Raw genomic sequence first — 24,309 nt, 5'->3', positions numbered from 1 at the left:
ATTTGCTCGTTATTCGGCTCGGGCTCGCACATGGATCGCTGCGAACGGCTCATTCTGCACCAGCTCGACCAAGGATTCCTTGACCAATTCCAGGACTGCCATAAACGTTACCACCACGCCCAGCCGCCCCTCTTCGGCGGTGAACAGCTCGACGAAGGGCACAAAACCGCCGCCCTTGAGCCGCTCCAGCACATCGCTCATGCGCTCGCGGGTGGACAGCGCCTCGCGGCTGACCTGGTGACTTTCAAACATATCGCCCCGGCGCAGAACCTCGGCCATGGACATCAACAACTCTTCGAGGCTGACGTCGGGCAACAACTTGCGCGCCCGCGCCTCGGGGGCATCGAGCTTGGGCACCACCACATCGCGCCCCACCCGGCTCAAGCCGTCGATGCCTTCGGCGGCCGCCTTGAAGCGTTCGTATTCCTGCAAGCGGCGGATCAGCTCGGCCCGGGGATCGTCTTCTTCCTCTTCGACCTCGGCCGAGCGCGGCAGCAGCATGCGTGACTTGATCTCGGCCAGCATCGCCGCCATCACCAGGTATTCCGCCGCCAGCTCCAGACGCACCGATTGCATCAACTCGACGTAACCCATGTACTGGCGGGTGATTTCCGCCACGGGAATGTCGAGGATATTGATGTTCTGTTTGCGGATCAGGTACAGCAGCAGGTCGAGCGGGCCTTCGAAGGCTTCAAGGAAAACCTCCAGCGCATCCGGCGGAATGTACAGGTCCAACGGCATTTCCATGACCGCCTGGCCGTAGACCATGGCGAACGGCAACTCCTGCTGCGCGCCGGCCTGGCTGTCTACGCTGTCGACAACCGTTTCCACCACCGACATTCAGGCCTCGACCATGAACGGCGTCGGATCACCGCAACCGACGCGCACCACTTGCGGCTCGCCGTCAGCCAGATTGATCACGGTGGACGCTTTCATGCCACCGGAACCGCCGTCGATGATCAGGTCGACCTGGTGTTCGAGCAACTGGCGAATCTCGTAGGGGTCGGTCAACGGATCGGTCTCGCCGGGCATGATCAGTGTCACGCTCATCAAGGGCTCACCCAGCTCCGCCAACAGCGCCAGCGCAATGGGATGGCTTGGCACCCGAAGGCCGATGGTGCGCTTTTTCGGGTGCAGCAGCAGCCGCGGGACTTCCCGCGTGGCATTGAGAATGAAGGTGTACGGTCCCGGTAAATGGGCCTTGAGCAAGCGGAAGGTGCCGGTATCGATCTTGGCGAACAACCCCAACTGTGAAAGATCGCTGCAGATGAGCGCGAAGTTGTGCTTGTCATCCAACTGACGCAGGCGTCTTACCCGCTCGACGGCGTTTTTATCGCCGATCTGGCAACCAATGGCGTAGGACGAGTCGGTGGGATAAACCACTACGCCACCGCTACGGATGATTTCCACCGCCTGTTTGATCAGGCGCGCTTGCGGGTTTTCCGGATGAATCTGGAAAAATTGACTCACGTGTTCTACCTGTTCAGACGTCAGCGATAACGGGATCATGTTTGAATCTACACCATAGTGGTGGCAGATCTTCCGGCAAGGGGCGGTATTCGCCAATCTCGGACCAGCCCCCCGGGCCATGGAAATCGCTGCCGGCGCTCACCAGCAGTCCAAACTCCCGGGCGAGGATCGCCAGGCTGCCGACCTGTTCGGCCGGCTGATGGCCATTGACCACTTCGATGGCATGGCCCCCTGCTTGAATATAGTCGGCTATCAGGCGCCGGCGTTTGCTGCGGGTGAAATCGTAGTGCCAGGGATGCGCCAGGCTGATCCAGGCTCCGGCGGCCCGCAGCGTCCCGACCGTTTCCTCGAGCGTCGGCCAATGCTGCTTGACGTCCCCCAGCTTGCCGGCCCCCAGCCATTTGCGAAAGGCTTCGGCGCGGTCCTTGACGAAACCTTCGCGCACCATCCAGTCGGCAAAATGTGGCCGGGCCGGCGCGTTGCCGCTATCGCCCAGCTCTTGCTGGATCTGCCGGGCGCCTTCCAGCGCACCGGGCATGCCCTTGAGGGCGAGCTTGCGGCTGATTTCTTCGGAACGCAGCCAACGACCGTCGCGCAGCTCGACAATGGCCTGGACCAGGGACGGTGCGTTGACATCAAAACCGTAGCCCAGCACGTGGATGGTCGCTCCGCCCCAGGTACAGGACAATTCGACCCCGTTGACCAACTGCATGCCCAAGGCGGTCGCGGCGCTACGCGCCTCATCGAGGCCTTCCAGGGTATCGTGGTCGGTCAGGGCCAGGACTCGCACGCCGTGCTCGTACGCCCGCGCCACCAGAACCGCAGGCGCCAGGGCGCCATCGGAGGCCGTGCTATGGCAGTGCAAATCAACATTCACGAGACTTTGTTACCTCAAATCAGCTGGCCCTATCGCGGCCAAGGATGTTTGTTATTATGCCGCCACATCCTGCTCCTGGCTGCCACTGTGAAACAATTCATCGATTTCATCCCGCTCCTGCTGTTTTTCATCGTCTACAAGCTTGATCCTCGAACCGTCGACATTGCCGGTCACTCCTTGACTGTAGGTGGTATCTACAGCGCCACCGCGGTGTTGATCATCAGCTCCCTGGTGGTCTACGGCGCGCTGTTCATCTCCCAGCGCAAGCTGGAGAAAAGCCAGTGGCTGACCCTGATTGCCTGCCTTGTATTCGGCAGCCTGACCTTGGCCTTTCACAGTGAGACCTTCCTTAAATGGAAAGCCCCGGTGGTCAACTGGCTGTTTGCCCTGGCCTTCATCGGCAGTCACTTCATCGGTGATCGCCTGTTGATCAAGCGCATCATGGGGCACGCCATCAACCTGCCAGAAGTGATCTGGACCCGCTTGAACATCGCCTGGATCGCATTCTTCCTGTTCTGCGGCGCCGCCAATCTGTTCGTTGCGTTCACGTTCCAGGCGTACTGGGTCGACTTCAAGGTCTTCGGCAGCCTGGGCATGACGTTGCTGTTCCTGATCGGCCAGGGGATCTACCTGTCCCGCCATCTGCACGATGCCGACCCCACCACGCCAAAAACCGAGGACTGACATGCTCTACGCAATCATTGCTACCGATGTTGCCGATTCCCTGGAAAAACGCCTGGCCGCCCGCCCCGAGCACCTGGAGCGCCTGCAAAAGCTCAAGGCCGAAGGTCGCGTCGTGCTGGCCGGGCCGCACCCTGCGGTGGACAGCAACGACCCAGGCGCCGCCGGTTTCACTGGCAGCCTGATCGTGGCGGAGTTCGACTCGCTGGCCGCCGCGCAAGCCTGGGCCGAGGCCGACCCGTTCGTGACGGCCGGCGTCTATGCCAATGTCATGGTCAAGCCGTTCAAGCAAGTCCTGCCGTAACCCTCCGGGCGCGATGAGCCGTCCTGGCTCATTGCGCTCATTTGCTCATTTGCTCATTTGCTCATTTGCTCATTGTTCTCGTCGGCCTGCCGACAACCTGTCTAATCAGCCTAATCTCGATTGGAATTCAGGAGTTGCAATGCGCAAAGGTCCGTTGTGCCTGTTGTTGGTCACGTTAGCGATCGGGGCGCCCGCCCACGGCGAGGAAAGCATGGAGGCCGCTCATTCGGCGCCCTTGTCCTTGAGCGCGGGTGGCCATATCACCGAACTGCAGCAACGCTTGAAAGACAGCGAGCGCATGCGTGAAGAACTGACTCAACAACTGCAGAACGCCAACGGCGAGCGCGAAACCGCGCTGGTGGGACGGCTGCGTCAGGAAAACCAGCGCCTGAGGCTGCAACTCAAGGAAGCCCAGGCCAACCCCCTGCCACGCCTGCTGACTGACCAACAGCAATGGTTCGTCATTGGCGCCGGGGTAGCGCTATTGGCCCTGCTCTGCGGTATCTTTGCCAGCGGTGGACGTAGACAACGTCGGCAATGGCTAAATTGAGTGAGTCATGAGCGAGCTGTTACTGATAGATGATGACCAGGAGCTGTGTGAGCTCCTTGGCAGTTGGCTGGGCCAGGAAGGTTTCCAGGTCCGTGCTTGCCACGATGGCCTGAGCGCCCGCAAGGCCCTGGCCGAAACCGCCCCCTCGGCGGTGGTGCTGGATGTGATGCTGCCCGACGGCAGCGGCCTGGAACTGCTCAAGCAACTGCGCAACGATCACCCGGAGCTGCCGGTGCTGATGCTCTCGGCCCGTGGCGAGCCGCTGGACCGCATCCTTGGCCTGGAGCTGGGCGCTGACGATTACCTGGCCAAGCCCTGCGACCCACGGGAACTGACCGCCCGCCTGCGGGCCGTGTTGCGTCGCAGCCATCCGGCGGCGGTTTCCAGCCAGATCGAACTGGGTGACCTGACCTTCAGCCCTGTGCGGGGGGTGGTCAACATCGATGAACAGGAACAAACCCTCACCGTATCTGAAAGCCGCCTGCTCGAAGCGTTGCTCAAGCAGCCGGGCGAGCCCCTGGACAAGCAGGAGCTGGCGCAGATCGCCCTGGGCCGCAAGCTGACCCTGTACGACCGCAGCCTCGACATGCACGTAAGCAACCTGCGCAAGAAAATCGGCCCCCACCCCGACGGCAGGCCGCGCATCGTGGCCCTGCGTAGCCGGGGGTATTACTACAGCCTTTGAACACGGCTTGAACCAAGAGACATGGCTAACCCTGTGGCGAGGAAGCTTGCTCCCGCTCGGTTGCGCAGCAACCGCAAGATCTTTGGAGCCGCTTCGCCCGAAGCGTCGGACCGGCCCAGCGGGAGCAAGCTCCCTCGCCACGGGGATTGTGTTCAGACTCCGAGATTTGTCAGGTCTGCACAAAAACGTCTTTACCCAAGCTTTACCCACCCCTGACCGCCGCTGACCTTGATCTCCGTAATCTGCACACATCCGGAACTGACCGGGAATGAGACAAGGAGAGACACCATGCGCAAGACCTTTACCGCCCTGCTGTTCGCCGCTGCCCTGCCGACCGTCGCCATGGCCATGCCCGAAGGTCCAGGCCCGATGGGCCCGATGGATGGCCCGCGCCACGGCGGCCAGATGCACGATAAAGGCCCGTACAGCCAACTGGACCTGAGCCGTGAACAACGCCAGCAGATCCGCCAGATCATGGGCGAGCAACGCCACGAACAACGGGAACTGGTGGACAAATACCTGGCCAAGCTCTCGCCAGCCGACCAGAAAGCCATGAAAGATGAAATGGACGCTCGGCATCAGAAAGTCGATGCGCAGATCCGCGGTCTGTTGAAACCCGAGCAGCAAAAGGCGTTTGATGCGATCCAGAAAAAACGCGCCGAACGTCGGGCCGAATGGGCCGAATTCAAGGCCTGGAAAGCGCAACAGCCGCAAAAAGCGCAATAATGCACTGAAGCACCATCAGCCCAACGGCACATCGCCGTTGGGCTTTCTTTGTTTTCGAGGATAACTCCGTGCGTTCATTGTTCTGGCGCGTCCTGGCCAGCTTCTGGTTGGCCATCGCTCTGGTGGCGGGACTTTCGATTCTCTTGGGCCATATGTTGAACCAGGACGCCTGGATCCTCAGCCGCCATCCGGGCCTCAACACCCTGGCCGAAGAGTGGACGCAGACTTACGAAAGCCAGGGCGAAGATGCCGCCCAGGACATCCTCAAACAACGCAAGCGCGAGTATCACGTCGATGTCCAGGTGCTCAACGAAAGCGGCGACCCGGTGGTGCGCGGCACGTTCCCACATCGGGCCGCTGCCTTCGAGGCGCGACAGAACAACGACGAACGCCGCCTGCCCTGGCGGCGCCTGACCGACGAATTCACCAGCGCCAAGACCGGCGACACCTATCTGTTCATCTATCGCATTCCCCACCCCGAATTGGACGCCTGGCATCGCGACAGCCTGCTCTGGCCCCTCAGCGCCTTGGCGATTGCGCTGGTGGTGCTGACCCTGTTCAGCCTGCTGGTGACGCTTTCCATCACCCGGCCGTTGAGCCGGCTGCGCGGCGCGGTGCACGATCTGGGACAAGCGACCTACCAGCAGAACAGCCTCGCCAAGCTGGCCAACCGACGGGACGAGTTTGGCGTGTTGGCCACCGATTTCAACCGCATGGGTGCGCGCCTGCAGAGCCTGATCGCCAGCCAGCGCCAATTGCTGCGCGACGTGTCCCATGAACTGCGCTCGCCCTTGGCCCGACTGCGCATCGCCCTGGCGCTGGCGGAGCGGGCCAGCCCCGAAGAGCGCGAAAAACTCTGGCCGCGCCTGACCCGCGAATGTGATCGCCTGGAAGCGCTGATCAGTGAAATCCTGGTTCTGGCGCGGGTCGATGCCGACAACGCCAGCGCCGAAGAAGTTGATCTCAACGGTCTGCTGATCAACCTGCAAAAAGACGCCCAGATGGCTTCACCGGAGCAGATCGTGCAGTTGGAAACGGAACCGGGCCTGACCCTCAAGGGCTGGCCGACCATGATCGAGCGGGCCGTGGACAACCTGTTGCGCAATGCACAGCGCTTCAGTCCCAACGGGCAGCCCGTTGAAATGCGCGCGGTGCGCCAGGGGGAACGAATTCTTATCAGCGTGCGCGATCACGGGCCTGGCGTGGAGGCGGAGCATCTGGGCCAGTTGGGCGAACCGTTCTACCGCGCCCCCGGCCAGACCGCCGCTGGCCACGGCCTGGGCCTGGCGATCGCCCGCCGCGCCGCCGAGCGCCATGGCGGCACGCTGGGACTGGCCAACCATCCCGAGGGCGGATTCATTGCGACGCTGGAATTGCCGTTGGTGCCAGGGGCGGTGGTCTCCCCTACAGAACAACAGTGAACCCGTGGCGAGGGAGCTTGCTCCCGCTCGGCTGCGCAGCAGTCGCAAACCGGTTGGCTGGATTTACCTGTTGCACCGCGGCGCCTGGTTTTGGGGCTGCTTCGCACCCCAGCGGGAGCAAGCTCCCTCGCCACAGGAATCAAGTGCACCCCGATCAAACCAAACGATAATTCCTCTTATTCAAACTGCCCCGCCCTGTTAGACTTTGCGCCCGCGTTTCACTCGTCCCGCAGGATTTCCAATGTTGTCGTTGCCTCTTCGCTTATGCGCTCTGTTCCTGGCCCTGGGCCTGAGTGCCTGCGATGACGCCCCGCGTTTCACCCAGGCCGAACCCGGCGAAGCCAAGTCCGGCGGCGGCGCGACGGTGCGCAAGGCTGATCAGAACGCGTTCTCCCTGCCTTCGGCCAACCTGCCCCCCTCGCGACGCGTGGATTTCAGCGTCGGTAACAGTTTCTTCCGCAGCCCGTGGGTGATTGCGCCCTCGACCACGACCGCCCGCGACGGCCTCGGACCGCTATTCAATACCAACGCCTGCCAGAATTGCCATATCAAGGATGGACGCGGCCATCCACCGGCACCCGATGCGAGCAGCGCGGTATCGATGCTGGTGCGCCTGTCGATTCCTGACGCGCCCCCCTACGCCAAGGTCATCGAGCAGCTCGGCGTCGTGCCGGAGCCGGTCTATGGCGCGCAATTGCAAGACATGTCGGTTCCTGGCGTCGCGCCGGAGGGCAAGGTACGAGTCGACTACACCCCGGTGCCGGTGCGTTTTGCCGACGGCACCGTCGTGGAGCTGCGCAAGCCGGCCTTGCAGATCACTCGATTGGGTTATGGCCCGATGCACCCCGACACGCGTTTTTCGGCCCGCGTCGCCCCGCCCATGATCGGCCTGGGTTTGCTCGAGGCCATCCCTGAAGACGCCATCCTGGCGAATGCCCAGGCTCAGGCGCGGGCGAAAAACGGTATCGCCGGCCGTCCGAACATGGTCTGGGACGATGTCCAGCAAAAGGCCGTGCCGGGGAGGTTCGGCTGGAAGGCCGGCCAGCCGAACCTCAATCAACAGAACGTTCATGCGTTTTCCGGGGACATGGGCCTGACAACCAGTCTGCGGCCGTTCGACGATTGCACCGAGGCCCAGGCCGATTGCAAACGCGCGCCCAACGGCAACGGCCCACAGGGCGAGCCGGAAGTCAGCGATAACATCCTGCGCCTGGTGTTGTTCTACAGTCGCAACCTCGCGGTGCCGGCCCGCCGCGATGTGGATTCGCCCCAGGTGCTGGCGGGCAAGAATCTGTTTTTCCAGGCGGGCTGCCAATCCTGCCACACCCCCAAATACACTACGTCCGCCAATGCTGCCGAACCGGAGCTGGCGAACCAGGTCATCCGCCCCTACACCGACCTGCTGCTGCACGACATGGGCGAAGGCCTGGCTGACAACCGCAGCGAGTTCAAGGCCAGCGGTCGTGACTGGCGGACCCCGCCGCTCTGGGGCATCGGCCTGACCGAGACCGTCAACGGCCATACCCAATTCCTGCATGATGGTCGCGCCCGCAACCTGCTCGAAGCCGTGCTGTGGCATGGCGGCGAAGCCCAGGCGGCGCAGCGACAGGTTCTAGCATTCAATGCCGAGCAGCGCGCTGCGTTGTTGGCTTTCCTGAATTCTCTTTAAACTTGATTTCCGAAACGGGAGCCCGACATGTTCCGTCCCAAGCTGTTATTCACCAGTCTCGCCGCCATCGCCCTCGGCGCTTGCTCGCCCCAGGACCCGCAGGCGGTCACGTCGGCCGCCATTGCCAAGCAGGTGATCCTGCCGACCTACAGCCGCTGGGTCGAAGCTGACCGGCAGTTGGCGACCAGCGCCCTGGCGTTCTGCCAAGGCAAGGAAAACCTGGAAACCGCGCGCGCCGATTTCCTCAAGGCGCAAAAAGCCTGGGCAGAGCTGCAACCGCTGCTGATCGGTCCGCTGGCCGAGGGCAACCGCGCCTGGCAGGTGCAATTCTGGCCCGACAAGAAGAACCTGGTCGGTCGCCAGGTCGAGCAATTGGTCAACAGCCAGCCGCAGATCGACGCCGCCGGCCTGGCCGAGTCCAGCGTGGTCGTGCAAGGGCTCTCGGCCTATGAATACCTGTTGTTCGACGCGAAAATCGACATGGCCGACAGCGCTCAGAAAGCCAAGTACTGCCCGCTGCTTACCGCCATCGGCGAACGTCAGAAGCAACTGGCCGAAGAAATCCTGTCGGGCTGGAACAGCAACGACGGCATGCTCGCCCAGATGAGCAAGTTTCCCAACCAACGCTACGCCGATTCCCACGAAGCGATCGCCGATCTGCTACGGGTCCAGGTCACTGCGCTGGACACCCTGAAGAAAAAACTCGGTACGCCGATGGGCCGCCAGAGCAAGGGCGTGCCGCAACCATTCCAGGCCGACGCCTGGCGCAGCCAGTCTTCGCTGCAAGGGCTGGAAGCCAGCCTGAAAGCCGCCAGGACCGTGTGGGCCGGCGTCGACAACAAAGGCCTGCGCGGCCTGCTGCCAAGCGACCAGAAACCGCTGGCCGACAAAATCGACGCTGCCTACGACGCGTCGCTGAAGCTTTTTGCCAGCAGCCAACGCTCGCTTACCGAAATGCTCGGCGACGACGCCGGGCGCCAGCAACTCAACGAGTTGTACGACAGCCTCAACGTCGTCCACCGCCTGCATGAAGGCGAATTGGCCAAGGCGCTGGGCATTCAACTGGGCTTCAACGCCAACGACGGTGACTGATCATGTTTCGACGTCAGGCTCTGGCGCTCGGCAGCTTGCTGCTGGGCGCGGTTACCCTGGGCGGCTGGACGCTGTTCAAGCAAAAGGACAAGAGTCCGCTGCTGCTTTCGGCACGGGACGATGGTGAAGGCAATCACTTCGCCGTCGGCTATCGATTGGACGGCACCCGGGTGTTCGCCACCCAGGTCGGCCAGCGCTGCCATGACATCATCAATCACCCGACGCTGCCGATCGCGTTTTTCGTTGCCCGCCGTCCAGGCACCGAAAGCTATCTGATCGACCTGCGCGACGGCAGGCTGCTACAAACCATCGCCTCGCGGCCGAACCGGCATTTCTACGGCCATGCGGTGATCCACAAGGGTGGCGAATGGTTGTACACCACGGAGAACGACACTCGCGATCCGGGCCGCGGCCTGCTGGGCATGTACCGCTTCGAAGGCGAGCGGCTGGTGCACAGCGGCGAAATTCCAACCCATGGCATCGGTCCTCATCAGGTGTCGTGGATGCCCGACGGCGAGACGCTGGTGGTGGCCAACGGCGGCATCCGCACCGAGGCCGAGAGCCGGGTCGAGATGAATCTCGATGCCATGGAACCCAGCCTGGTGCTGATGCAGCGCGACGGCACGTTGTTGAGCAAGGAAACCCTCCCTCAGCAAATGAACAGCGTGCGCCATTTGGGCATTGCCAGCGACGGGACCATCGTCTCCGGCCAGCAATTCATGGGGGCGGCCCACGAGCCGTCGGAACTGCTGGCGATCAAGCGCCCGGGCCAACCCTTCAAGGCGTTCCCGGTGCCCGAATACCAATTGCAAGCCATGGGGCACTACACCGCCAGCGTCGCCGTGCACAGCGAACTGCGCCTGGTGGCCCTGACGGCTCCACGGGGCAACCGCTTTTTCATTTGGGACCTGGATAGCGGCGAGGTTCGCCTGGACGCGCCTTTGCCGGATTGCGCCGGAGTCGGCGCGGTGGCCGACGGCTTCGTCGTGACGTCGGGCCAAGGGCGCTGCCGCTACTACGATTGCCGTCAATCACAATTGGTTGCAAAACCGCTGGACCTGCCGGCAGGGCTCTGGGACAACCATTTGCACCTGGCCTGAGCGAGGGAGCGAAGGGCGTCGGTGCAAGGCGCCCTGATTTTTCGGAACAATCCTACACCCCACCGACCCTAGAGCATCTGGAATACCCCGCGCACTCAGGGTAATGTGCCCGCCTATCTGTATTTTCTCTCAGCTCTTTTCCAAGGAAGTGGAACATGCTGCGACGCCGCATGCTGATCATGTTGGGTGTTGTCCTGCTGGTGGTGCTGTTGCTGGCAGGCTACAAGGCCTTCTCCATCTACCAGCAGATCCAGATGTTTTCTGCCCCGAAACCACCAGTCAGCGTTGCCGTGGCCAAGGCCACCGAGCAGCCCTGGCAGTCTCGCCTGCCCACCGTCGGCAGCCTCAAGGCCTCGCAAGGCGTTGACCTGAGCCTGGAAATTGCCGGGACGGTACAAAAGCTTCAGTTCGAATCGGGGCAGAAGGTCAAGGCCGGCCAACCGCTCCTGCAACTGGACACCGAAGTCGAAAGCGCCCTGCTGGAAACCGCCCAGGCGGACCTTGGCCTGTCGCAGCTGGATTTCGGCCGGGGCCGGCAACTGGTAGGCAGCCAGGCGATTTCCAAGGGTGAGTTCGACCGGCTCTCAGCCCAGTTGAAGAAAAACCAGGCCACGGTCAACCAGCTCAAGGCCTCGCTGGCAAAGAAACACATCGTCGCGCCGTTCAGCGGCACCATCGGCATTCGCCAGGTGGACATCGGCGATTACCTGGCCAGCGGCACGGTGATCGCCACCCTGCAGGACCTCAGCAGCCTGTATGTGGATTTCTATGTCCCGGAACAGTCGGTGCCTCGACTCGCCGTGGCCCAACCCGTCAATGTCAATGTCTCGGCCTACCCAGGCCAGACGTTCGTCGGCACCATCAGCGCCATCAATCCCAAGGTCGAGGACAGCACCCGCAACGTGCTGGTGCGCGCGACCCTCGCCAACCCCGACGGCAAGCTGCTGCCCGGCATGTTCGCCGACCTGCAGGTGATCCTGCCGGACGTGGCTGCCGGGATCGTCGTACCGGAAAGCGCCGTGACCTACACCCTCTACGGCAACTCCATGTACGTAGTGACCCAGAAGAAAGCCGCCGACGGCAATGTCGAGAAAGATGACAAGGGCCAGCCGGTCCTGATTGCCGAGCGCCGCTTCGTCGAAACGGGAGAGCGCCGGGACGGGCAAGTCCTGGTGACCAAGGGCCTGCAAAGTGGCGAGGAAGTGGTCATCGGCGGCCAGATCAAGCTGGACAACGGTACGCCCGTCGCCATCAGTGACGACAAGACCCTGACCGAACAGAACAGCTCGCCGCGCGCGGACTGATCAAGGAACCCCCATGGCTTTTACCGATCCGTTCATCCGCCGCCCGGTGCTCGCCACCGTGGTCAGCCTGTTGATCGTGCTGCTGGGCTTCCAGGCCTGGAGCAAACTGCCCCTGCGTCAGTATCCACAAATGGAAAACGCGCTGATCACGGTGACCACCGCCTATCCCGGGGCCAACGCCGAGACCATCCAGGGCTACATCACCCAGCCGATGCAACAGAGCCTGGCCAGTGCCGAGGGCATCGACTACATGACCTCGGTCAGTCGGCAGAATTTCTCGGTGATCTCGGTCTATGCCCGCATTGGCTCCAACAGCGACCGGCTCTTCACCGAACTGCTGGCCAAGGCCAACGAAGTCAAGAACCAGTTGCCCCAGGATGCCGAGGACCCGGTGCTCAGCCGTGAGGCTGCCGATGCCTCGGCGCTGATGTACATCAGTTTCTTCAGCAAGGAACTGAACAACCCGCAGATTACCGACTACCTGTCGCGGGTGATCCAGCCGAAGCTGGCGACACTGCCCGGCATGGCCGAAGCGGAGATCCTCGGCAACCAGGTCTTTGCCATGCGCTTGTGGCTGGACCCGGTCAAGCTCGCGGGCTTTGGCCTGACCGCCGCCGACGTGACCAACGCCGTGCGCCAGCACAACTTCGTCTCCGCCGCCGGCGAGGTGAAAGGCGAATACGTCGTCACCAGCATCAACGCCAACACCGAACTCAAGTCCGCCGAAGCCTTCGCAGGCATACCCCTCAAGACCGACGGCGACAGCCGCGTCTTGCTACAGGACGTGGCGCGGGTGGAGATGGGCGCCGAAAACTACGACACCATCAGTTCCTTTGGCGGCACGCCCTCGGTGTACATCGGCATCAAGGCCACGCCCGGCGCCAACCCGCTGGATGTGATCAAGGAAGTTCGCAAGATCATGCCGGAGATGGAAGCCCAGCTTCCGACCAACCTCAAGGCCGAGATCGCCTACGACGCCACGCTCTTCATCCAGGCCTCCATCGACGAGGTGGTAAAAACCCTGTTTGAGGCGGTCCTGATCGTCATTGTCGTGGTGTTCCTGTTCCTCGGCGCCTTGCGTTCGGTGCTCATCCCGGTGGTGACCATTCCCCTGTCGATGATCGGGGTCATGTTCTTCATGCAGTTGATGGGCTATTCCATGAACCTGCTGACACTGCTGGCCATGGTGTTGGCGATCGGCCTGGTGGTGGATGATGCCATCGTGGTGGTGGAGAACATCCATCGACATATGGAGGAAGGCAAGACCCCGTTCGACGCTGCCATAGAAGGCGCCCGGGAAATCGCCATGCCGGTGGTTTCGATGACCATCACGCTGGCGGCGGTTTACGCGCCTATCGGCCTGCTCGAAGGCCTGACGGGCGCGCTGTTCAAGGAGTTCGCCCTGACCTTGGCCGGGGCGGTGGTGATATCCGGCATCGTCGCCCTGACCCTGTCGCCGATGATGTGCGCGATGCTGCTGCGCCATGACCAGAATTCCTCGGGGCTGGCCCATCGGCTGGACGTAATCTTCGAACGCCTGAAGAACCGTTACCAGCGCATGCTTCATGCCACGCTCGAAACCAGGCCCGTGGTGCTGGTGTTTGCGGTGATCGTGCTGCTGTTGATACCGGTATTGATCATGTTCACCAAGTCCGAGCTGGCGCCAGACGAAGACCAGGGCATCATATTCATGATGGCCAATGCACCAAAGACGACCAACCTCGATTACCTGAACGCCTATACCGATCACTTCATCACGATCTTCAAGGAATTCCCTGAGTACTATTCTTCCTTTCAGATCAACGGCTATAACGGCGTGCAGTCGGGCATCGGCGGGTTCCTGCTCAAGCCCTGGAACGAACGCAACCGCACCCAGATGGAGATCCTGCCGGAGGTCCAGGCCAAGCTGGAAAGCATCCCGGGCCTGCAGATCTTTGGCTTCAACCTGCCCTCGCTGCCGGGCACGGGCGAAGGGTTGCCCTTCGAGTTCGTCATCAATTCGCCGAAGGACTACACGACGCTTCTGCAAATTGCCGAGCGAGTCAAGAAACGGGCGCTAGAGTCCGGCAAGTTCGCCTTCATGGACATTGACCTGGCTTTCGACAAGCCCGAGGTCGTGGTGGATATCGATCGGGCCAAGGCTGCCCAGATGGGTGTTTCCATGCAGGACCTGGGCGGAACCCTGGCGACGTTGCTGGGCGAGTCGGAGATCAACCGCTTTACCTTGGAAGGACGCAGCTACAAGGTAATAGCCCAGGTCGAACGACCGTTCCGGGACAATCCGGACTGGCTGAACAACTACTACGTCAAGAATGCTCAGGGTGAATCGCTCCCGCTCTCGACGCTGATCAAGGTCAGCGACCAGGCACGACCGCGGCAACTGAACCAGTTCCAGCAGCTCAACGCCGTGACGATCTCGGGTTTCCCCACGGTGAGCATGGGCGAGGCCATCGAGACGGTCCGCCAGATCGCTCGCGAGGAAGCACCGGTGGGGTTCGCCTTCGACTACGCAGGGGCTTCACGCCAATTCGTACAAGAAGGCAGCGCGTTGTGGGGAACCTTCGCCCTGGCCCTGGCGATCATTTTCCTGGTGCTGGCGGCGCAGTTCGAGAGCTTCCGGGATCCGCTGGTAATCCTGGTGACGGTGCCCTTGTCAATCTGCGGCGCATTGATCCCGCTGTTCCTCGGCTGGTCGAGCATGAACATCTATACCCAGGTAGGCCTGGTTACGTTGATCGGGCTTATCAGCAAGCACGGCATCCTGATCGTCGAGTTCGCTAACCAGCTACGCAAGGAACAAGGGCTGAGCCCGCGCGAGGCCGTGGAACAAGCCGCATCGATTCGTCTGCGGCCAGTGTTGATGACCACTGCGGCGATGGTATTCGGCATGGTGCCGTTGATCCTGGCCACCGGTGCCGGGGCGGTGAGCCGCTTCGACATCGGCACAGTGATCGCCACGGGAATGTCGGTGGGTACCTTGTTCACACTGTTCGTATTGCCTTGCGTCTACACCTTGCTGGCAAAACCGCAGAAGCGGTAACACAGGCTGCCGGAACAATGCTGACCTAAAAAAACAAAGGCCTCGCAAATGCGAGGCCTTTGTTTTAAGTCATGAAACTCAACTTTGCGGCTTCATGCCTTGAGACAGGCCAAACATGAACAACAGCAGATCGTTGTCCGGTTGGATCGCCTCGCTGGCCTTGGCAATCCGAGGCACAGGGCAATGGGCGCCCACCGTGGAGGCACTGAGAATCTGCGAGCGCGGCTGTTCCCATACCGCCACCGCCATTGACGTAACTGCCAGGGCTCCGATCAAGAACAAACCTCTAGCAATTTCTACTTTCATCGCTATAAACCTTTGATAGCGCTGCCAAACGCCGTTGTATAAAAGTAGACGAGTTTTTTCCAGTCGCCATCGTGGAACGACGAATGGCGCCGCAGCTGCCTCATGTCGTGGGCGGCCGCGCTGCGGGCAGTCAGGCGTTGACGGCATTTTTCCAGGTCCAGCAGTGCGATTTCAGCCTTGGCCGACTCGCCCTCCCCTGTTACACGCACGAATACGTGCTTGATATAAAGACAGCCATGCTGCCAGCGCCCTTTGTGCATGCGAGCCAGGTTTTCGGCCAACGCCTGGAGGATACGGTCATGCACCGCCTCGCCATGACGTTCGCGCCCACCCGCGGCGTACCATTGTTCGATTTCCTCGAAACCGTCCAACGCTTGGGTAACCAACAGCGCGCGCCATTTATGTACCGGGTCCCTCTGCGCACCGCAGAAAACCACCTGGGGCACCGTGACATTGAGTTCTGTCAGGGCCACCAAGGCTCGCTCTTCGCGCAAGACAGTCGGACGGCCGAAGGGGTGCAACAAGCTGCGGTAGATATGGCCGGTCTGGCGCTTGGAATAGAGCAATCCGTCGCCGTCGTTGATCCGTTGCACACCGCTTTCACCGCCCCGCCGCGTGTTGGGTTCCTCTACCCAGTCACCCCTTTGATTCCAAAAATGATCAAAGCAACTGCGAGAAGCCGCCGGGGCTTCTACTGCTTGTACAACCATGCCCATTACCCCTTGCGTAATACATAAACTCGCCACATGGCATAGAGCGGTAGGAAATCCAGTTGTTCCTGGATGCGGAAGCCAGCTTGTCGAAATTCGGCCTCCACTGTAGCAACCGGTAACACAAATCGGTTCTGGTAGTCTTTCTGCCCACGGGTTCGCTCAAGACGCTTGCGTTTCCAAGCCTTGAAATTGCCATCGACCCACAATGAAACGATGACGCTGTCGCGGCTGACACGCCCGAATTCACGCAGGATTGCCAGGCGATGCGCGGGTTCACCGATGTGGTGCAACAAACGCATGCAGAAAATGCTGTCAACGGCGTTATCAGGCAAGGCGATGTCGAACGCAGAAGTGTGCAAAGGTTGTACCCGTTTTACGACATCGGCGGGTTGGACGCTCATTGCTGTTTGCAGCATGGCTGCGGAATTGTCCGCGCCGATGATGACCCGGTTCGATTTCTCGGCCAACAAGGGCCAGAAACGTCCGGCGCCACAGGGAAGGTCCAGTACCAGGCCAGGGTCACCGGCCAGGGCCAAGGCGCGGCGCGCCAGTTGCTGGTCGCGCCGATTGGAGAGGCGGCGGCTGAACCCGCTGCGGTGTTTGTGGAAATATTGCCTGGCGTGTTGCTCGTCGTACTTTTCGGAAAAATCCAGCTTGATGGCTTTGGACATGGGGGGCCCTCCGTTGTTGATGGGCCCAGCCTATGAACAGATGTGTCATCGCCTCGTGAAAAAACCGTCATGGATCTGAACCAATCATTTCAAGGCTTTTCCGGGACGCACTTCAACCCTTTGGATTCAGCTCCACCTCGAAACGGCAACCGTTGGGCTCCATCGTACTGAGGCTCACTGTCCAGCCCTGGTCCTCGCAGATTCGCTGTACCAGCGAAAGGCCCAGCCCCAAGCCCTCGCCACGCTTTTCATTACCTCGCACGAATGGCTCGAACATCGCCTCGCGCTTCTCTTCGGGGATGCCCACGCCGCTGTCCTCGACCATGAACCCAGTGACCGTCAGGGAGACGCGGATAAACCCCTGGTCGGTGTAATGCAAGGCATTACGCAGCAAGTTGCCCATGACGGCGGTCAGGAATGTGGCGTTGTACAGCGTATCGGCCGTTTGCCCGGGCTCGAAGATCAACGTCAAACCTTTGGACTCGATCGGCGCGCGCCAGACACCGAGCAGGTTGTCCGCTACCTGTCCAAGGGTCGAGCGAGGGGAGATTCCATTGTCTTCGCGCTGGGCCCGGGCAAGCATGAGGAAGGTCTGCACCAACTCACGCATCTCCTCACTGGCCCGGTTGATGCGTTCAACCTGGGTACGCCCCCGCTGGTCAAGCGCCGGGTTTTCCAACAGCAATTCGCAAGACGTGGCCAGGACCATCAACGGCGTGCGCAATTCATGGCTGACGTCGCTGGTGAACAAACGTTCACGGGTCAAGGCTTGGCGCAATCGGCCCAACGTAGCGTCGAACGCCACGGCCAGCTCGCCCACTTCGTCGGCGGCATAGTCCGGCGCGAGCGGCGGGGCAAGTCCAAGGAGCTGGTCGCGATGCCGCACTTGGCGAGCCAGACGCACCACAGGTGCCATCACTCGACGTGCCAGCACCCATCCGAGGAATACCGCCAGCGCCAGGCTGAGCACGAAGCCCACCAACACCACGGCGAACAGTACCCGTTCGCGTTCCTCGAAATCGCTCTGGTCTTGCAACAATACGTAATGGCGACCGTCAACGATTTCCACCATCGCGTGGTAGGACAGTTGCTCACGAAACACTTCATGAAAACCCCGATCCAGGTGACGCAGGTCCTTGGGCAACTCGAAGTCACCCGGACCGCCGCTGAAATAGAACAACTGATCGGGTTCAGGCCGATGACTCCAGTCGGAGACGCTGTCCATCAGCAGCAGACGTTGCAGGTCACCGCCAAGGCCGGCGGAAATCAGTTTTTCCTCCACCAGGTGAACGGTTGCCACGATGCCCAGGGCAAATGCGCCCGCCACCAACGCGCTCATCAAGGCGAACGCGATGATGATCCGTTGGGCAAGGCTCTGCTTAAACTCCATCCCGGCCCTCGGCCAAGCGGTAACCGACGCCATGCACCGTGTGCAGCAGTGGTTTCTCGAACGGTTTGTCGATCACCTGGCGCAGTTGGTGGACGTGGCTGCGCAGGCTGTCGCTGTCCGGGCAATCATCGCCCCACAGGGCTTCTTCGAGGATTTCCCGGCGCAGCACGTGGGGGCTTTTCTGCATCAGTACCGCGAGCAACTTGAGGCCAACGGGGTTGAGCTTGAGCAACCGGCCCTCACGGGTCACTTCCAACGTGTCGAGGTCGTAGCTCAGGTCGCCGACCTGCAACGCGCGACGCCCGCCACCCTGGGCCCGACGCATCACCGCTTCGATCCGCGCGGCCAGCTCCGACAACGCAAAAGGCTTGACCAGGTAATCGTCAGCCCCGGACTTGAATCCCTGCAGGCGGTCGTCCAGCTGGTCCCGCGCGGTGAGCATGATCACCGGCGTATCACGCCGGGCGTCTTCACGCAGGCGCTTGCACAAGGTGTAGCCATCGATGCCTGGCAGCATGATGTCGAGCACGATCAGGTCGTAGTGCTCGGTCGCGGCCAGGTGCAAACCCGACAAACCATCCTGGGCACAATCGACGGTATAACCCTTGAGTCCCAGGTAATCGGCCAGGTTGGCCAGGATGTCGCGGTTGTCTTCGACCAATAGAATTCGCATGGGCATCTCTCCTGCACACGTAGGCAATCGTCGTGGCCCGCGCAGCTTAAGGCCAAGCGTGTTCCGCGGCTAGGGTTGTCTCGGCTGGGGTTGGGGCATTGACGAGTTTTTCACCCCGCATTCACGCCTGCCCAACGCGACGCGGACGAGACTGGGCGCAACCTGCTGCTCAAGAACATCCACAAAAGGTACTGTCCATGGTTTGCGCTAGCCTTCGCCCTGTTTCAAGGCCATTGAATTTCGGAATCGCGCTGGGGGTGCCTGTAGTTGTTGCGCTGATCCTGGTGGTGCTGGAACTGACTACGCTTGACATGGACCTTGCCAGGCTTTTCTACAGTGCGGCCGAGGGCGGATTCATCGGACGGCATAGTTTTTTTCTCGAAGACATCCTGCACGACCGGGCCAAGCAGATGGTCATCGTCTTCTGCATCCTGGCGGTCGCGGGGTTCATCGCTTCGTTTTTTGTCGATCGCCTCACACCGTTCAAGCGTGAACTCGGTTGCCTGGTCTTATCGCTAGCGCTGGCAACGGCGTTTGTCACGCCGCTGAAGGCCGTGACGGCGGTGCAATGCCCTTGGAGCCTGAAGGAGTTTGGCGGCAAGGAAACCTACAGTGAATTGCTGAGCCCGCGCCCGGCCACTGACAAGCCCGGCCGTTGCTGGCCCGGCGGACATGCCGCAACGGGGTTCACGCTGTTTGCGCTGTTCTTCGTATTACGCGACCGCCGTCCCCGCCTGGCCCGTCAATCACTGGTATTTGCCTTCGCACTGGGCACCGTTTTCTCCGTGGGTCGGATGATGCAAGGGGCGCATTTTTTCTCCCATAACGTGTGGACAGCGGTGTTCTGTTGGCTGATCTGCCTGGGGTGTTACTACTTCGTGCTGTATCGACCGGCTGCCATGGCTGATCGCGCAGCGCTGAACCAACCCGCTAACGCCTGAGCATGGGAATAACCCTGTGGGAGCGAGCTCGCTCGCGATTGCGGTGTGTCAGTTTCCATATCTGGCACTGATGTACCGTCATCGCGAGCAAGCTCGCTCCCACAGGTCCCCCCAGGAAAAATGCGCCCCCGCGCCAAAATCCAAGGCAATAAAAAACCCCGCTTGCTTTCGCAGGCGGGGTTTTTCGCTACAGGTGTAAGGCTGGCTTACATCATGCCGCCCATGCCACCCATGCCGCCCATGTCTGGCATGCCGCCGCCAGCTGGAGCGTCTTCCTTGATTTCAGCGATCATCGCCTCGGTGGTGATCATCAGGCTGGCAATCGACGAAGCCGCTTGCAGAGCCGAACGAGTCACTTTGGCTGGGTCCAGGATACCCATTTCGATCATGTCGCCGTATTCGCCGGTAGCAGCGTTGTAACCGTAGTTACCCGAACCCTGCTTGACCTTGTCGACCACTACGCTTGGCTCGTCGCCGGAGTTGGCAACGATCTGACGCAGAGGTGCTTCGACAGCGCGACGCAGCAGTTGGATACCGACGTTCTGGTCGTCGTTGTCGCCTTTCAGCTCGCTGATGGCTTGCAGAGCACGAACCAGTGCCACGCCGCCGCCAGGTACCACGCCTTCTTCAACGGCTGCGCGGGTTGCGTGCAGGGCGTCTTCAACGCGGGCTTTCTTCTCTTTCATTTCAACTTCGGAACCGGCGCCAACCTTGATCACCGCAACGCCGCCGGACAGTTTGGCCAGACGCTCTTGCAGTTTTTCACGGTCGTAGTCGGACGAGGTCTCGGCCACTTGTGCACGGATCTGGGTCACACGAGCCTGGATATCGGCATCGTTGCCAGCACCGTCGATCACGGTGGTGTTTTCCTTGGACAGGATCACGCGCTTGGCGTTACCCAGATGCTCCAGGGTGGTGCTTTCCAGGCTCAGGCCGATCTCTTCGGAGATAACGGTACCGCCGGTCAGAACGGCGATGTCCTGCAGCATGGCCTTGCGACGGTCGCCGAAGCCTGGAGCCTTGACGGCTGCAACCTTAACGATGCCACGCATGTTGTTCACAACCAGAGTCGCCAGGGCTTCGCCTTCGACGTCTTCAGCCACGATCAGCAGTGGGCGGCCGGCTTTGGCAACGGCTTCCAGCACTGGCAGCATTTCGCGGATGTTGGAGATCTTCTTGTCGACCAGCAGGATCAGCGGGCTGTCCAGCTCGGCAACCATGGTATCTGGCTTGTTGACGAAGTACGGGGACAGGTAGCCACGGTCGAACTGCATGCCTTCAACAACCGACAGTTCGTTTTCCAGGCCCGAGCCTTCTTCAACGGTGATCACGCCTTCCTTGCCGACTTTTTCCATGGCTTCGGCAATGATGTCGCCGATGGAGTTGTCGGAGTTGGCGGAAATGGTACCAACCTGGGCGATCGCCTTGGAGTCAGCGCAAGGCTTGGCCAGACCCTTCAGTTCCTTGACGATGGCGATGGTCGCCTTGTCGATGCCGCGCTTGAGGTCCATCGGGTTCATGCCGGCAGCGACGGCTTTCAGGCCTTCGTTGACGATCGACTGGGCCAGTACGGTCGCGGTGGTGGTACCGTCACCAGCGTCATCGTTGGCACGGGAGGCAACGTCTTTGACCAGTTGCGCGCCCATGTTTTCGAAGCGGTCCTTGAGCTCGATTTCCTTGGCTACGGAAACGCCGTCCTTGGTGATGGTCGGAGCGCCGAAGCTCTTCTCGATGATCACGTTACGGCCTTTCGGGCCCAGGGTCGCTTTTACTGCGTCAGCCAGGACGTTGACACCGGCGAGCATTTTCTTGCGGGCGGAATCGCCGAATTTAACTTCTTTAGCAGCCATGATCGATATTCCTTAAATACTTTGTAGTAGCGGGAAAATGAGCGGGGAAATCAGCCTTCGAGAACAGCGAGGATTTCGTTCTCGCTCATGACCAACAGGTCTTCGCCGTCGACTTTCACAGTGTTGCTGCCGGAGTAAGGGCCAAACACAACCTTGTCACCCACTTTCACGGCCGGCGCACGTACTTCACCGTTCTCCAGTGCCTTGCCTGGACCTACAGCGAGAACTTCACCGTGGTTGGCTTTTTCAGCAGCCGAACCTGGCAGGACGATACCGCCAGCGGTTTTCTTCTCTTCTTCGCTGCGACGGATGACGACGCGGTCATGCAGAGGACGAAGCTTCATTGTCGATCTCTCCTAATTTTGGTTTTCATCGGCCGGTGTAGTCCCGGCGGGTTTAACAAAAGCCGGCGGAGCCGGGGTGCGGTTCGTCAAGCGAACCGCGGAAGTCTGTCCAGTGTCGCCACCGGAAACCTTGCGGTGACCCATACATAAGGGCGTGCAAGTCGATTACAAGGGGCGGCGATGAAAATTTTTGCTTTACGAAGGCTCAAACGGACACGGCACCCGAAGGTGCCGTGCTGCTCGATAGTTGCTTGGGAAAGTTGATTGAAGGGTCACTTGGGATCGCGATGTTCGAATTCGCCTTCGATCACGTTCGGCTCGCGACCTACGGGCTCCCTGGGGGCCGGGCCGCCCCGGGACTGAAGATCATCGGCGAACGCTCGCTGGCGCATCGCCTGCTCTTCGGCACGCTGGCGCATCTTGTTGGCGAGCAAGCGGCGGGTGAACGGCAACAACATGACCAGGCCCAGCACGTCGCTGATAAAACCAGGCAGGATCAACAGGCCGCCACCCAAGGCCAGCATCAGTCCTTCCAGCATGGTCTGCGCAGGCAGCTCGCCACGGTTCAGGCTTTCACGGGCACGCAACGCCGTGGCGAGGCCGGCGATGCGCAACACGAAGACGCCGAGCATCGAGCCGAGAATGACCAGCAACAGCGCCGGGAAGAACCCGATCGCACCGCTGACCTTGACGAATACGAACAGCTCCAACACCGGGAACAGCAGAAAGAGCAATAAAAATGGGCGCATCAAAGGGTTCCTCAACGCAAGAAGACCTTGCTATGAAAACCTAAATGACGTCGCCCTTTCGTGAATTCAAGCATCGACCTCGGCATTTTTTGGCCATTGCTCGGCGTGAGCCAGATAAACCAAGGCTTCGCGCACTTGTGTCGGCGTGTTGCAAGGGTTCGGAAACGCCAGCCAATACAGCCCTTGTCCGATGCGCAAGTGCATACCTTCGCTGTCGATGCCGACCAAACGCGCCGGTTCGTTTTTCGGCAGGCCGCTCAACTCCACGTAATGGGCGATGGCCTTGGCGTGATCAGCGTTCATATGGTCGATCATGCTGGTTTCAGCCTTGCCGGCGAACGGGTTGGAGAGGATTACCTGATCGATCCAGTGAATGGCGCCGAAACCCCCGATGTAGCGATGGCGCACCGGGTCGAGCACCCAGAAGTCGAAGTCGTGGGCCTTGTGATAGTTCTGCGACTCGGGAAAGTAGCGGTAATAACGCTCGGCGGCGGCATCGATGGCAACGCTATCTGCGAGTTTACGGGCCTCGGCCAGGTAGGTCAGGCGCCCCACGGCCTGTACATCCTCAGCGCCCCGCTCGCCCACCAGCATGGAACACTTGGGGTCTTTTTGCAGGTTGTGAGTGTGCTGGGCGATACGGCTGATCAAGACCAGCGGCCGGCCCTGGTCGTCCAGGCAATAGGGGACCACGGAGCCGAACGGAAAGCCGGGCATGGATTTGGAATGGGTGGAGAGCACTCCACGGTACTCCTTGAGCAACAGTTCCCGGGCATGCTTGGCTGCTTCGACGCTCAATTTATGACTCCTTTAATGAAATCCGTCTAGAAAACGATCAGGCGAGTGGAGTAATGTTCCGACACCTCTGGACTGTCTCGCTTGCAGCCGGGCCAAACCCGCAAATCGAGCGCTACCTAAACAGTCCCTCCACCGCTGCGCCATCTGGACATGAGAATGCAACTCACTGACAAAATAATCATTATCACTGGCGGTTGCCAGGGCCTGGGGCGTTCCATGGCCGAGTATTTCGCCGGCAAGGGCGCGAAGCTGGCGCTGGTCGACCTCAATCAGGAGAAACTCGACCAAGCGGTCGCCGCCTGCGCCTCCAAGGGCGTCGAGGCTCGCGCCTACTTGTGCAACGTCGCCAATGAAGACCAGGTGATCGACATGGTGGCCCGCGTTGCGCAGGACTTCGGCGCGATCCATGGGCTGATCAATAACGCTGGCATCCTGCGCGATGGCCTGTTGCTCAAGGTCAAGGACGGCGAAATGACCAAGATGAGCCTGGCCCAGTGGCAGGCCGTGATCGACGTGAACCTTACAGGTGTGTTCCTGTGCACCCGTGAAGTGGCGGCCAAGATGGTCGAGCTGAAGAACAGCGGCGCGATCATCAATATCTCGTCGATCTCCCGCGCCGGCAACATCGGCCAGACCAACTACTCGGCCGCCAAGGCCGGCGTGGCCGCTGCCACCGTGACCTGGGCCAAGGAACTGGCGCGCTACGGCATCCGTGTGGCGGGCATCGCGCCGGGGTTCATCGAAACCGAAATGACCCTGGGCATGAAACCAGAGGCCTTGGAACGAATGACTTCGGTGATCCCGCTCAAGCGCATGGGCAAGCCTGAGGAGATCGCGCATTCGGCGGCCTACATCTTCGAAAACGACTACTACACCGGTCGGATCCTGGAGATGGATGGTGGAATGCGGATCTAAACCCACCGCCTAGCAAAATGTGGGAGCGAGCTTGCTCGCG

General features: G+C 60.9%; 25 protein-coding genes. 13 read left to right on the top strand and 12 right to left on the bottom strand.

Features of this window, described 5'->3' with window-relative positions; translation table 11 throughout:
- Positions 1-9 precede the first annotated feature (9 nt).
- The 3 genes from J3P90_RS06075 to J3P90_RS06065 form a co-directional block, all read right to left on the bottom strand.
- Complete coding sequence (locus tag J3P90_RS06075) at positions 10-708, bottom strand: segregation and condensation protein A (protein ID WP_186706403.1); 699 nt, start codon at positions 706-708, stop codon at positions 10-12.
- A gap of 132 nt (positions 709-840) precedes the next feature.
- A complete protein-coding gene (locus J3P90_RS06070) occupies positions 841-1,470 on the bottom strand; it encodes an L-threonylcarbamoyladenylate synthase (protein ID WP_039591791.1) in 630 nt (209 codons plus the stop codon).
- Between the two features lie 13 nt (positions 1,471-1,483).
- Positions 1,484-2,347: a PHP domain-containing protein gene (locus J3P90_RS06065; protein WP_434607379.1), complete on the bottom strand. Its 864-nt coding sequence runs from the start codon at positions 2,345-2,347 to the stop codon at positions 1,484-1,486.
- A gap of 87 nt (positions 2,348-2,434) precedes the next feature.
- Between J3P90_RS06065 and J3P90_RS06060 the strand changes: the two genes are divergently transcribed.
- The 11 genes from J3P90_RS06060 (at position 2,435) to J3P90_RS06010 (ending at position 14,919) form a co-directional block, all read left to right on the top strand.
- Entirely contained in the window at positions 2,435-3,031 is a 597-nt protein-coding gene (locus J3P90_RS06060; protein WP_420765191.1) for a septation protein A, read from the top strand.
- Between the two features lies 1 nt (position 3,032).
- Positions 3,033-3,332, top strand: a complete 300-nt coding sequence (locus J3P90_RS06055; protein WP_420765192.1) for a YciI family protein — start codon at positions 3,033-3,035, stop codon at positions 3,330-3,332.
- Between the two features lie 139 nt (positions 3,333-3,471).
- Positions 3,472-3,882 carry a translation initiation factor 2 gene (locus J3P90_RS06050; protein ID WP_434607382.1) on the top strand — a complete coding sequence of 137 codons (411 nt, stop codon included), beginning with the start codon at positions 3,472-3,474 and terminating at the stop codon, positions 3,880-3,882.
- Positions 3,883-3,889: 7 nt separating this feature from the next.
- Positions 3,890-4,567 carry a response regulator transcription factor gene (locus J3P90_RS06045; protein WP_434560269.1) on the top strand — a complete coding sequence of 226 codons (678 nt, stop codon included), beginning with the start codon at positions 3,890-3,892 and terminating at the stop codon, positions 4,565-4,567.
- A gap of 288 nt (positions 4,568-4,855) precedes the next feature.
- Positions 4,856-5,293, top strand: coding sequence for a Spy/CpxP family protein refolding chaperone (locus J3P90_RS06040; RefSeq protein ID WP_434675977.1), 438 nt, complete (start codon positions 4,856-4,858; stop codon positions 5,291-5,293).
- Positions 5,294-5,361: 68 nt separating this feature from the next.
- A complete protein-coding gene (locus J3P90_RS06035) occupies positions 5,362-6,714 on the top strand; it encodes a sensor histidine kinase (RefSeq protein WP_434560271.1) in 1,353 nt (450 codons plus the stop codon).
- Positions 6,715-6,955: 241 nt separating this feature from the next.
- Positions 6,956-8,383: a di-heme oxidoredictase family protein gene (locus J3P90_RS06030; protein ID WP_434560273.1), complete on the top strand. Its 1,428-nt coding sequence runs from the start codon at positions 6,956-6,958 to the stop codon at positions 8,381-8,383.
- Positions 8,384-8,410: 27 nt separating this feature from the next.
- Positions 8,411-9,475 (top strand): imelysin family protein, encoded by a 1,065-nt coding sequence (locus J3P90_RS06025; RefSeq protein ID WP_434675976.1) that lies wholly within the window; start codon positions 8,411-8,413, stop codon positions 9,473-9,475.
- A 2-nt stretch (positions 9,476-9,477) separates the two neighbouring features.
- Positions 9,478-10,575 carry a DUF1513 domain-containing protein gene (locus J3P90_RS06020; RefSeq protein WP_420765199.1) on the top strand — a complete coding sequence of 366 codons (1,098 nt, stop codon included), beginning with the start codon at positions 9,478-9,480 and terminating at the stop codon, positions 10,573-10,575.
- Positions 10,576-10,730: 155 nt separating this feature from the next.
- Positions 10,731-11,879 (top strand): efflux RND transporter periplasmic adaptor subunit, encoded by a 1,149-nt coding sequence (locus J3P90_RS06015; protein WP_420765200.1) that lies wholly within the window; start codon positions 10,731-10,733, stop codon positions 11,877-11,879.
- 13 nt (positions 11,880-11,892) lie between these two features.
- On the top strand, positions 11,893-14,919 hold the full coding sequence (locus tag J3P90_RS06010) for a multidrug efflux RND transporter permease subunit (RefSeq protein WP_420765201.1): 3,027 nt from the start codon (positions 11,893-11,895) through the stop codon (positions 14,917-14,919).
- A gap of 78 nt (positions 14,920-14,997) precedes the next feature.
- Here J3P90_RS06010 and J3P90_RS06005 read toward each other — a convergent pair whose 3' ends face one another.
- The 5 genes from J3P90_RS06005 to colR all read right to left on the bottom strand — a co-directional run bounded on the left by J3P90_RS06005 (position 14,998) and on the right by colR (position 18,672).
- A complete protein-coding gene (locus tag J3P90_RS06005; protein ID WP_420765202.1) occupies positions 14,998-15,225 on the bottom strand; it encodes a hypothetical protein in 228 nt (75 codons plus the stop codon).
- 2 nt (positions 15,226-15,227) lie between these two features.
- Positions 15,228-15,935, bottom strand: a complete 708-nt coding sequence (locus tag J3P90_RS06000) for a lipopolysaccharide kinase InaA family protein (protein ID WP_420765203.1) — start codon at positions 15,933-15,935, stop codon at positions 15,228-15,230.
- 5 nt (positions 15,936-15,940) lie between these two features.
- Positions 15,941-16,609 carry a class I SAM-dependent methyltransferase gene (locus J3P90_RS05995; protein ID WP_420765204.1) on the bottom strand — a complete coding sequence of 223 codons (669 nt, stop codon included), beginning with the start codon at positions 16,607-16,609 and terminating at the stop codon, positions 15,941-15,943.
- 112 nt (positions 16,610-16,721) lie between these two features.
- A complete protein-coding gene (locus tag J3P90_RS05990) occupies positions 16,722-17,999 on the bottom strand; it encodes a sensor histidine kinase (RefSeq protein ID WP_420765205.1) in 1,278 nt (425 codons plus the stop codon).
- The gene (gene colR, locus J3P90_RS05985; RefSeq protein ID WP_039591775.1) at positions 17,989-18,672 is read right to left on the bottom strand and encodes a two-component system response regulator ColR; all 684 of its coding nucleotides are present in this window, start codon (positions 18,670-18,672) and stop codon (positions 17,989-17,991) included. Before colR ends, J3P90_RS05990 begins: the two co-directional genes overlap by 11 nt.
- 197 nt (positions 18,673-18,869) lie before the next feature.
- Here colR and J3P90_RS05980 point away from each other — a divergent pair, with 197 nt between their 5' ends.
- Entirely contained in the window at positions 18,870-19,613 is a 744-nt protein-coding gene (locus J3P90_RS05980; protein ID WP_434607391.1) for a phosphatase PAP2 family protein, read from the top strand.
- A gap of 206 nt (positions 19,614-19,819) precedes the next feature.
- Here J3P90_RS05980 and groL read toward each other — a convergent pair whose 3' ends face one another.
- The 4 genes from groL to J3P90_RS05960 all read right to left on the bottom strand — a co-directional run bounded on the left by groL (position 19,820) and on the right by J3P90_RS05960 (position 23,354).
- A complete protein-coding gene (gene groL / locus J3P90_RS05975; RefSeq protein WP_030142514.1) occupies positions 19,820-21,463 on the bottom strand; it encodes a chaperonin GroEL in 1,644 nt (547 codons plus the stop codon).
- A gap of 50 nt (positions 21,464-21,513) precedes the next feature.
- Positions 21,514-21,807, bottom strand: a complete 294-nt coding sequence (locus J3P90_RS05970; protein WP_039591772.1) for a co-chaperone GroES — start codon at positions 21,805-21,807, stop codon at positions 21,514-21,516.
- A gap of 272 nt (positions 21,808-22,079) precedes the next feature.
- Positions 22,080-22,556, bottom strand: coding sequence for an FxsA family protein (locus J3P90_RS05965; protein WP_420765208.1), 477 nt, complete (start codon positions 22,554-22,556; stop codon positions 22,080-22,082).
- Between the two features lie 66 nt (positions 22,557-22,622).
- Entirely contained in the window at positions 22,623-23,354 is a 732-nt protein-coding gene (locus J3P90_RS05960; protein WP_434675975.1) for a HugZ family protein, read from the bottom strand.
- Positions 23,355-23,510: 156 nt separating this feature from the next.
- On the opposite strand from J3P90_RS05960, the gene J3P90_RS05955 reads away from it, so the two are divergent.
- Positions 23,511-24,269 (top strand): SDR family oxidoreductase, encoded by a 759-nt coding sequence (locus J3P90_RS05955; RefSeq protein ID WP_434675974.1) that lies wholly within the window; start codon positions 23,511-23,513, stop codon positions 24,267-24,269.
- Positions 24,270-24,309 lie beyond the last annotated feature (40 nt).

Origin of the sequence: Pseudomonas sp. D3-10 (assembly GCF_051132175.1) — a bacterium.
Classification (GTDB): Bacteria; Pseudomonadota; Gammaproteobacteria; order Pseudomonadales; family Pseudomonadaceae; genus Aquipseudomonas.
Note: the sequence above shows the minus strand (reverse complement) of the source record. Positions and strands in the feature narration are given on the sequence as shown.